This is a genomic window from Bradyrhizobium sp. Kon58, assembly GCF_055807455.1.
This window is the reverse complement of record NZ_JBVVOT010000005.1, coordinates 260,914-274,411: the sequence shown is the minus strand read 5'-3', so window position 1 is coordinate 274,411 and position 13,498 is coordinate 260,914. Positions and strand designations below refer to the sequence as shown.

Here is a 13,498-nt window from a genome sequence, read left to right as displayed (position 1 = left end):
CATCCTGCGATCCTGCCGTTAACCCCCATGCGCGGCCGGAGCAGCCAGATGGACGACCGATCAAGACAACCCGATGGCCTGACGCAGGACGACGGCTTCGTTCGCGTGCGCGGCGCGCGTGAGCACAACCTCAGGAACGTCGACGTCAGCATTCCGCGCAATGCCCTCGTCGTGTTCACCGGCGTGTCGGGCTCCGGAAAGTCCTCGCTCGCCTTTGGGACGATCTACGCCGAGGCGCAACGGCGATATCTGGAATCGGTGTCGCCTTACGCGCGGCGCCTCTTCCACCAGATGCAGATCCCTGAGGTCGACGACATCGAAGGCCTGCCGCCCGCCGTAGCGCTCCAGCAGCAGCGCGGCGCGCCGACGACGCGGTCGTCCGTCGGCAGCGTGACGACCATCTCGAACCTGCTCAGGATGCTCTATTCCCGTGCCGGCGATTACCCGCGCGGACAAAAGATGCTCTATGCGGAGTCGTTCTCGCCGAACACGCCGGAAGGCGCCTGCCCGACCTGCCACGGCATCGGCAGGATGCTCGACGTCACCGAAAAATCCATGGTGCCCGACGACACTCTCACCATTCGCGAGCGCGCCGTCGCGGCCTGGCCGAGTGCCTGGCAGGGACAGAACCTCCGGGACATCCTGACGACGCTGGGTTACGACGTGGACAAGCCCTGGCGTGAGCTGCCCAGGAAGGACCGCGACTGGATCCTGTTCACGGAGGAGCAGCCGACCGTTCCCGTCTATGCCGGTTACACTGCGGCCGAGGTCAAACGAGCCCTCCGCCGCAAGGAGGAGCCGAGCTATCAAGGCACGTTCACCGGTGCCAAGCGCTACGTGATGCAGACCTATGCCAAGTCCGAGAGTGCGATGATGAAGCGCCGCGTCGCGCAATTCATGATCACGCAGGACTGCCCGACCTGCCACGGCACGCGATTGAAGCCGGAGGCGCTCAAGGTCAAGTTCGCCGGTCTTGATATCGCCGAGATGTCGCACCTGCCGCTCAAGCAGCTGCAGGAGGTGATGAAGCCTTTCGCAAAGGCTTCGACGGACAACGCATCGGAGAAGACCATCGTCGCCAGGCGGATCTGCGAGGATCTGTCCGCGCGATTGGCCGTCCTGCTCGACCTCGGCCTCGGCTATCTCGCTTGCGAGCGCAGCACGCCGACGCTGTCGCCGGGCGAGTTGCAGCGGCTACGACTTGCGACACAGGTCCGCTCCAACCTGTTCGGCGTCGTCTATGTACTCGACGAGCCATCCGCGGGCCTGCATCCCGCCGACACCGAGGCGCTGCTGCGGGCGCTGGACCGGCTGAAACACGCGGGCAATTCGATCTTCGTGGTCGAGCATGAGATCGAGGTGATCAGGCATGCCGACTGGCTGGTGGATGTCGGGCCTGATGCCGGCGAAGGCGGGGGACTCATTCTCTATAGTGGACCGCCCGCAGGGCTCGGTCAGGTCGCGCAATCTCGAACCGCCCATTATCTCGCGCATCCACGAAAGCCGCTGCCCACGGTCCACCGCGAGCCGAAGGGCCACCTGAAGATCCGGGGGGTGACCCGAAACAATCTTCGGGGCCTCGGCGTCGATATTCCGCTCGGGGTTCTCGCCAGCGTGACCGGCGTGTCGGGCTCCGGCAAATCGAGCCTGATCAGCCAATTCCTCGTCGATGCCGTGGCGGAGCATCTCGGCCATGCACGGGCTGCGGACGCGGACGACGACAGCCTGGCAGCACCCGCGGTCGAGACATTGGGTGGCAAGATCGTCGCCGGCCTCGACCAGGTCGATCGCCTCGTCGTGGTGGATCAGAGGCCGATCGGCCGCACGCCGCGATCCAACCTTGCGACCTATACCGGCCTGTTCGACCACGTCAGGAAGCTGTTCGCCGCGACGCCGCAGGCCAAATCCCGCCGCTACGATGCCGGGCGCTTTTCCTTCAATGTCGCGAAAGGCCGATGCAGCACCTGCGAAGGCGAAGGATCTGTTTGCGTCGAGCTTCTGTTCCTGCCCAGCGTCTACGCACCCTGCCCGACCTGCAAGGGCGCGCGCTACAATGACAAGACGCTGGAGGTGAGGATCCGCGGAAAATCCATCGCGGATGTGCTGGCGATGCGCGTCGACGAGGCCTTCGAATTCTTCCGGGACGATGCCACGCTGAACCGGTCGCTATCGGTCGTCCGCGAGGTCGGGCTCGGCTATATCCGCCTCGGCCAGTCCGCGACCGAATTGTCGGGCGGCGAAGCCCAGCGCATCAAGCTCGCGACCGAGCTGATGCGTCCGCAACGCGGTCACACGCTCTATGTCCTGGACGAGCCGACCACCGGTCTTCATCCCAGGGATGTCGAGCGGCTGATCGCCCAGCTCGAGCGCATCGTGGATGCCGGCAACAGCGTGGTCGTGGTCGAGCATGACATGGATGTCGTCTCTCACAGCGACTGGATTATCGACCTCGGTCCCGGCGCCGGCGATGAAGGCGGCCGCATTGTTGCGTCAGGGGCACCGCGCGAGGTGGCCAAGGCCGGCGGGAAGACCGCCGGCTATCTCGCCCGTCGCTTGAAACAATAGCGCGCGATCTCGTCCCCGCCCATTTCGCAATTGCGTTCTGCGCTGCGGAGCCAGACCCCGACTTTCGCCATGTTGACTTTCCACCGCCCGCCTCCCCATACTTCGAAAAAGAATAACAAGACCAACTCATAAGACGATTTTGAGGGAGGATAGGATGCCGACTTCACGCAGGCAGCTGCTGAAGAGCTCGGCGGCTGCCGCCGCCGCACTCAGCCTCGATTGGACACGGGCCCAGGCGCAAGCCGAGAATTTACGCATCGGCCTGATCTACGACCTCACCGGTCCGTTCGCCGCCGGCGGCTCGGTCGCCTCCTCGGTCGGCGCGCAGATCGCCATCGACCTCGTCAACGAAAAGGGCGGCATCGGCGGCAAGACCAAGATCGTGCCGGTCGCGGCGGACTCGCAGAGCAAGGCGGACGTGGCGATCAACGAAGCCGAGCGGCTGATCAGCCAGGAAAAGATCGACATCATCAACGGCGTCTATTCCAGCGCGCATGCGGTGCCGATGGCCGCGAAGGTCGAGCAGCAGAAGAAGATCCTCTGGATCACGACCGCAGTCTCGACCGCCGTGTTCAAGGACAAGAACCTGCAATACGTGTTTCGCGCGCAGATCCATTCCGACCAGTACGGCCAGGCCTTCGCGGGCTTCGTCGCCGAGCACGCGCAGGGCAAGCTCGGCATGGACCCAAAGGACGTCAAGGTTGCGCTGATCCACGAGGACGGCCCTTATGGCGTCGGCGTCGCCGCGGCCGACGAGGCCTATGCCAAGCAGGCGGGCATCCAGGTGGTGATGCGCGAAGGCTATTCGGCGTCCGCGCCCGATCTCTCGGTGCTTGTGACCAAGCTCAAGCGCGCCAAGGTCGATGTGATCTCGCATGCCGGCTACAACCCCGACATCACCCTGTTCCTGCGTCAAGCCCGCGAGAGCGGCCTGCGTTTCAAGATGCTGTTCGGCGCGGGCGCCGGCTACAGCCAGCTCGACAAGCTGCGCGCGACCTTCGGCCCCGACATCGACAATTTCTGCAACATCGATCCGGTGCCGGCGCAGCTGCTCGATGCCGCCAAGCTTGCGCCTGGAATCGGCGACCTGACCAAGACCATGGTTTCGCGCTACCAGGCCAAGACCAGCGCCACCGACGTGCCGCCGCACTGCTCGATGGGATTCAACCAGACCTGGATCCTGCTCAACAACGTGCTGCCGGTCGCCAAGGAGAAATACGGCAGCTTCGAGCCGGAAGCCATTCGCAAGGCCGCGCTCGACGTCGACATTCCCGCCGGCGGCACCATCCAGGGCTATGGCGTGAAATTCTTCCCGCCGGGCACGCCGCTCTCCGGCCAGAACGAGCGCTCGACCCCGGTCGTGATGCAGAATGCCGGCGAGCACATCTCAGTGGTATGGCCGACGAACATTAGGACGCAAGACCCGGTGTTTCCGCTGCCGAAGGGATCGACCTACGGGACGTAGGCGCCGCAAGGGGACTGCGCTCCCTCGCCCCGCTCTTCGCGGGGAGAGGGTTGGGGTGAGGGGCTGCCTCCCCGGAGACGGTGACAGTTGGACTCGCGGAGAGCCCCCCTCACCCGGATTGCATCTTCGATGCAATCCGACCTCTCCCCGCAAGCGGGGCGAGGTGACATCGCGGCGCTGCCGACGCCCCCTACAACACCACCCTTCGTCCCTCCTCCGCCGCCCAATAGCCCGCGTAGTTCACCTTGATCGTCTCATACGCCAGCGCGAGGTCCGACAGCGGCTGCCGTCCCGTCGCGGCGCATTCCATGAAGTCCTGGATCTCCTGGAGATAGCCGCGCGTCCACTCCTCTTCGAGGCAGACATATTGCCAGCCGGTTTTGCGGTCGACCTTCTCGGTGATGTAGACCGAGGCGAGTTTCTCCTCGGAGGTCTGGTAGCTCATCAGATGATTGTTCGGCGTGATGTTGGCGAACAGCGAGCCGCCTGAGGTGTAGGTCTCGATCAGATTGCGGACGCCGCCCATGATCATGTCGCCGGAGAACACCGTGGCCTTGGTGCCGTCCGAAAACGTCGCGGTCAGCATGCCCCAATCCTCGACGTCGACAGACTTGGCCTTGATGTAGGTGCGCTCGTCCGGCTTGAGGACGGCCGTGACGTTGCCGACATCGCCGCTGACGCTGGCGACGCGGATGGTCTCGCCGCGCGCCTTGGCCTCGACCTGTTTGAGATACAGCACGGCGGAAAGCGGATGGCAGCCCATCCGGATCAACGAGCCGCCGCCGGTCATCGCCCATTGCGCGGCATGGGCGGCGTGCGAGCCGGAATGGCTCTCCTCGCCCTTCATGAACAGGATTTTGTCTTTGGTCGCTCTGAGAATCTCCGCGGTCTTGGTCACGGCGGGCGCGTAGATCCAGTCCTCGGCATACATGAAGAGCTTTCCGGTGCGCTCGATCGCGGCACGCGTGGCGTCCATCTCCTCCAGCACGCGCTCATACATCAGCGCCTTCGGCACATGCTTGCCGATCGGCTGCCGGTCGCCGTCGCGGCCGAAATAGCCGGCGAACGGCTTTTCGCAGATCACATGCTTGCCGGCCTGCATGGCGGCGACGATCATCGCCGCATGCAGATTGGGCGGCGTGCAGATGTCGATGACATCGAGTTCGCGGTCCGCAATCAGCTCGGCGAAGCTGCGATAGACCCGCGGGATCTGGTGGCGGTGTGCGAATTCGACGACGTGGTCGCCGCGCGCAGCGACCGCCACGACCTCGACATCCACGCCATAGACGCGCCGGAACGCATACATATGCAGCTCCGACACGAAGCCGCAGCCGACGAGTCCCACCCTGATCCTGGCCATAGCGCCCCCTGACCCATGCTTTGGGCAGCACTATAGCGCGCTGGCAGGTCTAATCCACCGAGACCCGTACGACGCCGGCGCTCATCATGCCCAGCGCCTTGGCGGCCGGCACCGAGAGATCGACGATCCGGCCGCGGATGAAGGGGCCGCGATCGTTGACGCGGCATTGAATGGAGCGGCTCCCGTACGACACCCTCAGCACGCTTCCGAAGGGGCGCGTCCGGTGCGCGCAGGTCAGCTCGCCTTTCCCGGCTTTTCCGTATCCGTAATAGGAGGCAAGCCCGCTCTCGGCCTGGGCAAAGGAAACTGCAGAAAGCGAAAAAGTGGCAAGGCAAGATAATAGCGTGGTCTGCGCTCGCACGGCACCGCTCCGGGTTGGCCCTGCCCCGCGCAGCAACGTTCGTTGGTTCCCGTGGGTTCCTGAGCCGCCGCCGGGCCGCGCCCGGCGGTGCCATCACAGTTTGTTACTGTTTGTGGAACACCAGCGTGCGGACTTCGATGCTTTCGCGCGGCACCGCATCCGCCGGCGTGGTCGGATCGACGAAAGCCGTATGGGGCCCGAAGCGGGTGCGGCCATCGGTTGCGGAATCGTAGCACTTCAGCAGCAGCGCTTCGTCCGCCGTCATCTCCGGGAAATAGAACCAGCGATGGTCCGGATTGTATTTCACCGAATAGATCTCGCCGCGGCGGTTCGGATAGATCAGATCCGAGGCGACCAGATCGTCGGGCGCCACGGTCGTGCCGTCGGCCATCGCCAGCGGCGAGTCGCGCAAGGGACCGCGGATCGGCCGCCACAGATTGATCACCTGGACACGGCCCTTCAGCAACTCCTCGGCCTCATCGGGCAGATGTTCGCGCACGCGGTTGGCGCCGGAGATGGCGGTCTGGTCGACATGGACGCGCGTTGCCGGCTGACGCGGTCCGCCGTCGCGAATATCCGCCGCACCCTCGACACGCCGGCGCACGGTATGATCGAAGATGACGACGCGGTCAGCCTTCAGCGTTGCGCGCAGGAAAGCCTCGACGGCGGGATAGTAGACCGCCCTCACCTCTTCGTCGTTGCTGAAGTCCTTGACCTGGGTCGGATGCCGCACCAGCGCAAAGCCTTCGCGGTCGAGCGAGAAATTTTGTGCGATCAGTCGCGCATCGAAGATCGGGACCTGATGCGGCTCCGGCAACGACGTGCTCTTGGGCTCGCCAGGCGGCGGATCGAAGGCATAGGTGCGCGGCTTGCCCGAAACCGGCGCGAGATAGTTGAGTTCGGCGGTGACGAAGGGAGGCGATTCGATTTTTGTTTCTTGCAGGCCCATGGCCGGTCTCCCGATGTGGTCGTCGTTATGATTTTTGCCGGGAGGGTGCGCGGCGCAAGGGAGTTGTTGCAAATAGCAATGCGGGTGTTGTTGGCGCAGCGAAACGCAGAAGGAATGTTTCGACGATGGCGCCGCGTACGCCACTTCCCTTCTCCCCTTGTGGGAGAAGGTGGCGCGAAGCGCCGGATGAGGGGTTGCCTCAGCGAATTCGAATGCGAGAGGGATACTCGCGGAGAGAACCCCTCACCCGTCTCGCCGCTACGCGGCGAGCCACCCTCTCCCACAAGGGGAGAGGGGTAAGCAGCGCGTCCGGGACACGAGAGCTGTTCCTACAGCCCCGCCTTTGCAATCGCATCCGAGAACGAGCGATCCACGATCTCGGCCGCATCGAGCTTCTGCTTGATCAGGCCCCAGCGGAAGTAAAGATCGATCGTGCTCTGCTCGTCCGCGACCACGCCGTCATCGATCGGCGCGATCCGGATTTTTGCGCGCGACAGCCAGTTCTGCGGCACGGCTGTGGGGATGTTCATCAGCCTGCCCCAGGTCGCGGCATAGCTGTCGATATTGTTCAGCGACCACGCCCGCGCTGCGGTGAGGCGCAGGATGAAGTCGGTCAGCTCCGCGCGCTTGTCGCGGATCGAATCGGGCCGCGCCACCTGAAAGCTCAGCCCCGGTGTCAGGCCCTCCGAGGTGATGACACGGCGCGACTTGAACAGCACCTCCTCCTGGCTGACATAGGGCTCCCAGGTCGACCACGCGTCGACGGAGCCTTGCGTGTAGGCGATCTTGGCATCGGACGGCGCCAGGAACGCAATCTGCACGTCAGCCGCAGCCCAACCGTTCTTCTCAAGCGCCGCGAGAATCAGTTGATGCCCGATCGAGCCACGGCCGGTCGCGATCTTCTTGCCGCGCAAATCCGCAAAGCTCTTGATCGGAGAATTCTCGGGCACGAGGATGGCAAGCCCCTCGCGCGTCTGCCGGATCGCGGCGATCGCCTTCACCGGCGCGCCTGAGGCGGCGGCGAAGGTGAAGGGTGCGTCACCGACGAGCCCGGTCTCGATCGCGCCAGCGCCGAGCGCTTCCAGCAGCGGCGCAGCCGCCGGAAACTCCTTCCACTCGATTTTGTAAGGAACGTCTTTCAGCACGCCAGCGGATTCCATCACCGCTTGCGAATTCCCCTTCTGGTCGCCGACACGCAAGGTGGCTTGCGCCGCCGCCAGCTCGACCGAGCCGAACAGCAGCGCACCGGCCAGCTTCAGGCGGATCATTCCGCCGCCTCGCCGCGAACGGCCTGGCGCTTGGCGATCAACTCGCGCGTCAGCGGGATCAGCTCGCGGCCGTATTCGATGGCGTCGATCAGGGGATCGAAGCCGCGGATCAGGAAATGGCTGACGCCGAGGTCGTAATAATCGCCGAAGACCTCGGCGACCTGCTCGGGCGTGCCGACCAGTGCGGTGGTGTTGCTGTTGGCGCCGGTGAGCTTTGCGATCTCGGTCCACAGCCGCTTGTCGATGCGGCTGCCCTGGTCGGCGAGCGAGAGCAGGCGCCGCGCGCCGGCGGTGGCATGGCCGTCGGCGGGCTTGCGATAGCCGGTCTTGTCCTGGAGCGCAGTGGCGCGCGCAAGAATCTCTTCCGCCTCGTCCCAGGCCTGCTTCTCGGTCGGGGCGATGATCGGCCGCACCGAGAGGCTGAATCGCGGCGTCGGACGGCCCTGCCTGACGGCCGCATTGTGAACGCGCGCGGTGACGTCGCGCACCTGCGCGTAGGATTCGCCCCACAGCGCAAAGGTGTCGGCATGCTTGCCCGCGACGTCGATCGCAGCGTCGGAGCCACCACCGACGAAGGTGTAGATGCCGGCCTTCTGCAGCGGCTTCACCTGCGAAAAACCGTTCTCGACGTTGTAGTACTTTCCGCTGTAGTTGAACGGCTTCTCGCTGGTCCATTCCAGCCTCACCACGTCGAGAAACTCGCTGGTGCGGGCGTAACGCTCGTCCTTGTCGTCGAGCGTGTTGCCGTCCTGCCTGAGCTCGGCCGCATTGCCGCCGGTGATGACGTGCAGCGAGACGCGGCCTCCATAGAGTTGGTCAAGTGTCGCAAGCTGCCGCGCGAGCAGCGTCGGCGCGGTAAAGCCCGGTCGCTGCGCAATCATTACCTTTAACGACTTGGTGATGGTCAGCACATGCTGTGCGACCTGGAGCGCATCCGGCGTGGTCGAATGGAACGCCAGCAGCGCGCGGTCGAAACCCGCGAGCTCATGCGCCTTCGCGACGGTCTCGATATAGGCGGGATCGAGCACCGGACCCTGACGCACGATGGTCTCGGAGGCATTGCTGTTGGCGATAAAGCCGATGAACTCGACCGACATGACGTTCTCCCTGAATGTTTGGCGGCAGGCTAGAGGCCCAATGCGGCACGGCCGAGGCCGGTGCGCGTGGAATCGTCCTGCGGCGTGTGCACGCGACCGTACAGGACGTCGCGATAGTGCCGCTCCAGCGGATTGGCGCGGGACAGGCCGTGATTGCCGGTCAGCGACAAGGCATCCTCGACCGCGGCGACGGCGTTGTTGGTCACCGTGAGCTTGATGACGTTGGACTCGCCCGCAGAAAGCGCGACACCGTCATCGAAATCGCCGGCGAAGGATGCGATCAGCCGCGCATTGACCACGAGCCGGGCTTCGATCGCGCCAAGGATCTCCTGCGCGCGCGGCAAGGTCGCAAGCGGCGCTCCCAGGCTGGCCGGCACGCGCTGCTTCAGGAACCCGACCAGCCAGTCGCGTGCAGCCCGCGCAACGCCGTCATAGATCGCGGCGACAAAGATCGTGTGGACGGTCGCCTGCGCGACATCGGGTGCGCGCCAGTCCGCCGGCTCGCGCACATCGATCTCGGCATCGAGAGGTATCACGACGTCATCGAAGATGACGTCGTGGCTGCCGCTGGCGCGCAGGCCGTGATGATCCCAGGTCTCGACGATGCGCGTGCCCGGCAGGCCCGCCGGCACCAGGAACTGTCCGACGCGCGGCTCGGCTTCGTTCGTCCGCGCCCAGACCAGATACCATTTCAGGATCGGCGATCCCGTCGAATAGATCTTGTGCCCCGAGAGCCGCCAGCCGGTCTCGGTCCGGCGTGCAATGGTCGCGGGCAGGCCGCCGCGCGCAGGCGAACCCAGTTCGGGCTCGACGCGGAGCGCGTTGACGAGCGCAAGGCCTTCGACACACTCGCGCGCGAGCTTGCGCGACAGCCGCGCCGGCCAGGTCGGGCTCCGTGCCATCACCAGATGGTTGATGTAGTGCATCGACAGCACCAGCGCGGTCGACGGATCGGCCTTGCCGATGATGCCGAGGACGCGTGCGGCGTATCGTGCGCCCGCCCCGGCGCCGCCATGGGCGGCAGGCACCGTCAGCGACAGCAGGCCTGCCTCGGACAGCTCGCGAAAATTCTCGAACGGGAAGCTTCCGGTGCGATCGTATTCGGCCGCACGGGCAGCGAAAGCCTCGGCCAGCGCTTCGGCACGTGCGATGTAGTCGGGCTCGTAATGCGCCGCGCGCCCCTTGGCGATCGAAGTTACCATGTGGCGTCCAATCCGAGCAGGCCAAGAATCTGGCGGCGCAAATCGGCCAGATACGGATCACCGCGATGGCGCGGATAGGGCCGGTCGACACGGATATCGGCCTTCACGCGCGCCGGGCGGTCGCTGAACACGATGACGCGGTTGGCGAGCACCAGCGCCTCCTCGGCGTCATGCGTCACCAGCAGCGTGGTAAAGCCCTTGCGCTGCCAAAGCGAGACCAGCTCGGCTTGCATGGTGATGCGGGTCAGCGAGTCGAGCTTGCCCAGCGGCTCGTCGAGAATAAGGATTTTGGGATCGTTGACCAGCGCGCGGGCCAGCGCGACGCGCTGCGCCATGCCGCCCGAGAGCTGGTGCGGATAGGCATTGCGGAAGGACGAAAGCCCCACGAGATCGAGCGCGGCATCGACGCGGTGACGCTGGCTCTTCAAGATGCCCTGCGCCTCCAGCCCCAGCGCGACGTTGTCCCAGACCGTGCGCCAGGGAAACAATGTCGGATCCTGGAATACGACGACGCGCGACGGGTGCGGTCGCGTGATGCGCGCCTCGTCCTCGCGCAGCGTTCCGGACCTGGGCTTGTCGAGGCCTGCGACGAGGCGCAGCAAGGTCGACTTGCCGCAGCCGGAGGGACCGAGCAGCGCGAGGAACTCGCCCGGCTCGACGGAGATGCTGACATCACTGAGCACCGGCAGCTCGGTGCCGTCGATGTCGAAGGCGTGGCTGACCTGCTCGATGTCGAGCGCGGCCCCGGCGGCCGGATGAGCGTCGATTTCAGCCAGTGTAGTTGCGGCTACCATTTCACGGTCCCCTTCTGCCAGACCAGCACACGATCGCGGATCGAAAACAGCAGCGTGATTGCGCCAGAGCAGAGCAACGACATCACGATCAGGGCCGCATACATGTTGGCGTAGGCGGCCCAGCCCTGCGCCCATTGCAGGTACCAGCCTAGGCCGGCCTTGACGCCAATCATCTCGGCGACGACCAGCACGGCAAAGGACGAGCCGAGCCCCATGAACAGGCCGACGAAGACGTGCGGCAATGCCGCGGGGATCGCGACCTTCAGCACCAGGAAGGACGGCTTTGCCCCGAGCGTCCGCGCGACGTCGTAATAGGCGTTACTCACACTCGCGACACCCGACCAGGTCAGCACGGTGACCGGGAAGCCGGTTGCCAGCGCGATCAAAAAGGTCGATGCGCTCCAGCTCGACGGAAAGGTGAAGAAGGCGATCGGCAGCCAGGCGGTCGCCGGCAGCGGGCCGATGAAGCGCAGCACCGGGTGCACCCAATAGCCGACCGCGCGCGACCAGCCGATCGAGACGCCGGTCAGGAAGCCGACCGTCGCGCCGATCAGATAACCGCCGAGCTGGAGCTTGACCGAGGCGAACACGCTGTCGAGCAGTTTTGGCAGGTCGTCGGTGTAGACCTCTATGATCGACTGCGGCGGCGGGAAGAACGGCAATGGCAGCCATGCGAATTTCGCCGTCGCGACTTCCCACAGGGTCAGGACAACGCCGAGCGCGACGAGCCACGGCGCGCTCTGGCGCAAGGCGCGGCCCGTCGAACCGAGATAATCGGCGCCGACAGTCCCGAACAGCGCGATCGCTGCGATGACAAGCGCGGCAATGCCGAGCGAATGGGTCCGCGACCAGTCGCCGACGTCCTCCCACCACAGGCAGGACAGGCCGAAGGCAATCCACGCCATGCTCGCGAGAACGCCGACACCGGAGTCCCGGATCCAGCTGGCAAGCCACGGTGCGCGCGAGAGACGCGGCGCGCCGGAAGCGAGGCCGTCAGACAGCGAATACGTCGACATAGATGCGCTCCGCAAATCTGGCCGTATCGGTGCTCTGCTTGAACACCTGCACACTCTTGAGATCGTCGGCATAGGCCTTGAGCTCGCGCTTTAGCACTTCGCCGACGGGATGATGATGATGGGTATGGTAGCGCACCATGCCCTCGATATCCGCGAGTGACGCCGTCTTCGGCGCATAAGGCTGGAACGATTTCGCCGTCACTGACGGATTTTGCGCAGTGAACATCGCGGCATCGAGCAGCGCCTGCGTGAGGGCGCGCGCGACCAGCGGCTCCTCGCGCACCAGGCTGCCGCGCAGGCCAAGGATACAGCAGCTCTTGTCGCGATATTCGCCATCGAGATTAGAGGCGACCTCCTTGTACTGGCTGTCCTTGAGCCAGAGATAACCCAGCGGGTCGGATGACAAGAAGGCCTGCACCTCGCCCTTCTCGACGGCGACATTGAGAAGGTTGCCGGGATAGGCGCGCCAGTCGACATCCTTGTTCGGATCGATACCGAGCTTGGCGAGCTGAATGGAGAAGAAATTCTTGTCGGGGCCACCGAGATCGCCGACCGCGACGATCTTGCCCTTGAGATCGGCGAGCTTGCTCACGCTGGAATCGGCGCGGGTCAGGACCCGCATGCAGCCACCATGGGTGCCGGCGGCAATCTTGACGTCAAAGCCCTGCTCCAGCGGCTTCAGCCAGCGGAGCGCCATGCCGAGCCCGGCATCGCTCTTGCCGGTCGCGATGGCCTCGAGCAGCTGGTCGGTCGAACCGGAATAGTTGATGAGTTCGATGTCGAGATTATGCTTCTGGAAGAAGCCGTGCTCGATGGCGACCGGCACCGGGGCGAGACAGACCGCGCCGGCGTTCCAGGACAGCTTGAGCTTGCGCGGCGCGCCGGTGAGCGCGGGCACATCCGACGCCGTCCGGCACAGCGGAAACTCCGAGAGATCGACGCCGGGCGCGATGGCCCGCGGCGCAAAGGCCTGTGCCGCACCGAAGGCACCGAGCGGCGCTGCGAATGCCGCAGCTAATCCCGCCTGGAGCAAATGGCGCCGGTCGAGCCCCGATCCGTCGCGCTTGTCGTCGTCGTTCATCCGTCTGCACTCCTGCGCTGGCACGGCTCCGCCATCGGCACAACGGCTTGCGTTGCGCCTGTTCCGTGCGGAGCTGCGTCGAGAGAAACTCTTTTCGCCGGCGCCTGCTCGGTGCCTTGATGCGATGCGCAAATCATGCGGCGCGTTCGCCGTATCGTCAATGAAATGGAATTTCGAATGTGGCACGAAGCGAAGTCATTCTCTCCATCTGTGCGTGCGAGGACGATGAAAGGATTTCCGCCGATGCATCGGTTGGCGGAGACCGGCGCGACTCCCTCTGCTGCTTCATTTTTGCGCAGCATCAGTGGCGCATACCGCACGTTCTCGAAATCAGTGTTTC

The 13,498-nt window shown here is 64.9% G+C and carries 11 protein-coding genes; 2 read left to right on the top strand and 9 right to left on the bottom strand.

What is annotated here, in order from left to right; translation table 11 throughout:
• Positions 1-48: 48 nt before the first annotated feature.
• Together uvrA and AC0L20_RS12175 are read left to right on the top strand one after the other, a co-directional pair.
• Positions 49-2,565, top strand: coding sequence for an excinuclease ABC subunit UvrA (gene uvrA / locus AC0L20_RS12180; RefSeq protein WP_473288716.1), 2,517 nt, complete (start codon positions 49-51; stop codon positions 2,563-2,565).
• A 154-nt stretch (positions 2,566-2,719) separates the two neighbouring features.
• Positions 2,720-4,030 carry an ABC transporter substrate-binding protein gene (locus AC0L20_RS12175; protein ID WP_354060746.1) on the top strand — a complete coding sequence of 437 codons (1,311 nt, stop codon included), beginning with the start codon at positions 2,720-2,722 and terminating at the stop codon, positions 4,028-4,030.
• A gap of 190 nt (positions 4,031-4,220) precedes the next feature.
• Here the strand turns inward: AC0L20_RS12175 and AC0L20_RS12170 are convergent, their stop codons facing one another.
• The 9 genes from AC0L20_RS12170 to AC0L20_RS12130 form a co-directional block, all read right to left on the bottom strand.
• Entirely contained in the window at positions 4,221-5,390 is a 1,170-nt protein-coding gene (locus tag AC0L20_RS12170) for a Gfo/Idh/MocA family protein (RefSeq protein ID WP_473288715.1), read from the bottom strand.
• A 49-nt stretch (positions 5,391-5,439) separates the two neighbouring features.
• A complete protein-coding gene (locus AC0L20_RS12165) occupies positions 5,440-5,751 on the bottom strand; it encodes a septal ring lytic transglycosylase RlpA family protein (protein ID WP_473288714.1) in 312 nt (103 codons plus the stop codon).
• A 103-nt stretch (positions 5,752-5,854) separates the two neighbouring features.
• On the bottom strand, positions 5,855-6,700 hold the full coding sequence (locus AC0L20_RS12160; RefSeq protein ID WP_473288713.1) for a CmcJ/NvfI family oxidoreductase: 846 nt from the start codon (positions 6,698-6,700) through the stop codon (positions 5,855-5,857).
• Between the two features lie 329 nt (positions 6,701-7,029).
• Positions 7,030-7,968: an ABC transporter substrate-binding protein gene (locus AC0L20_RS12155; protein WP_473288712.1), complete on the bottom strand. Its 939-nt coding sequence runs from the start codon at positions 7,966-7,968 to the stop codon at positions 7,030-7,032.
• Positions 7,965-9,065, bottom strand: coding sequence for an LLM class flavin-dependent oxidoreductase (locus AC0L20_RS12150; RefSeq protein ID WP_473288711.1), 1,101 nt, complete (start codon positions 9,063-9,065; stop codon positions 7,965-7,967). Before AC0L20_RS12150 ends, AC0L20_RS12155 begins: the two co-directional genes overlap by 4 nt.
• 29 nt (positions 9,066-9,094) lie before the next feature.
• Positions 9,095-10,267, bottom strand: coding sequence for an acyl-CoA dehydrogenase family protein (locus AC0L20_RS12145; RefSeq protein ID WP_473288710.1), 1,173 nt, complete (start codon positions 10,265-10,267; stop codon positions 9,095-9,097).
• The gene (locus AC0L20_RS12140; RefSeq protein WP_473288709.1) at positions 10,261-11,061 is read right to left on the bottom strand and encodes an ABC transporter ATP-binding protein; all 801 of its coding nucleotides are present in this window, start codon (positions 11,059-11,061) and stop codon (positions 10,261-10,263) included. Before AC0L20_RS12140 ends, AC0L20_RS12145 begins: the two co-directional genes overlap by 7 nt.
• Positions 11,055-12,077, bottom strand: a complete 1,023-nt coding sequence (locus tag AC0L20_RS12135) for an ABC transporter permease (RefSeq protein WP_473288708.1) — start codon at positions 12,075-12,077, stop codon at positions 11,055-11,057. Before AC0L20_RS12135 ends, AC0L20_RS12140 begins: the two co-directional genes overlap by 7 nt.
• Positions 12,055-13,158 carry an ABC transporter substrate-binding protein gene (locus tag AC0L20_RS12130; RefSeq protein ID WP_473288707.1) on the bottom strand — a complete coding sequence of 368 codons (1,104 nt, stop codon included), beginning with the start codon at positions 13,156-13,158 and terminating at the stop codon, positions 12,055-12,057. Before AC0L20_RS12130 ends, AC0L20_RS12135 begins: the two co-directional genes overlap by 23 nt.
• Positions 13,159-13,498 lie beyond the last annotated feature (340 nt).

What these genes read in the sequence shown, in the direction of transcription:
- uvrA (WP_473288716.1), top strand. Translation starts at nt 49, where the DNA reads ATGGACGACCGATCAAGACAACCCGATGGCCTGACGCAGGACGACGGC.
- AC0L20_RS12175 (WP_354060746.1), top strand. Translation starts at nt 2,720, where the DNA reads ATGCCGACTTCACGCAGGCAGCTGCTGAAGAGCTCGGCGGCTGCCGCC.
- AC0L20_RS12170 (WP_473288715.1), bottom strand. Translation starts at nt 5,390, where the DNA reads ATGGCCAGGATCAGGGTGGGACTCGTCGGCTGCGGCTTCGTGTCGGAG.
- AC0L20_RS12160 (WP_473288713.1), bottom strand. Translation starts at nt 6,700, where the DNA reads ATGGGCCTGCAAGAAACAAAAATCGAATCGCCTCCCTTCGTCACCGCC.
- AC0L20_RS12155 (WP_473288712.1), bottom strand. Translation starts at nt 7,968, where the DNA reads ATGATCCGCCTGAAGCTGGCCGGTGCGCTGCTGTTCGGCTCGGTCGAG.
- AC0L20_RS12150 (WP_473288711.1), bottom strand. Translation starts at nt 9,065, where the DNA reads ATGTCGGTCGAGTTCATCGGCTTTATCGCCAACAGCAATGCCTCCGAG.
- AC0L20_RS12145 (WP_473288710.1), bottom strand. Translation starts at nt 10,267, where the DNA reads ATGGTAACTTCGATCGCCAAGGGGCGCGCGGCGCATTACGAGCCCGAC.
- AC0L20_RS12140 (WP_473288709.1), bottom strand. Translation starts at nt 11,061, where the DNA reads ATGGTAGCCGCAACTACACTGGCTGAAATCGACGCTCATCCGGCCGCC.
- AC0L20_RS12135 (WP_473288708.1), bottom strand. Translation starts at nt 12,077, where the DNA reads ATGTCGACGTATTCGCTGTCTGACGGCCTCGCTTCCGGCGCGCCGCGT.
- AC0L20_RS12130 (WP_473288707.1), bottom strand. Translation starts at nt 13,158, where the DNA reads ATGAACGACGACGACAAGCGCGACGGATCGGGGCTCGACCGGCGCCAT.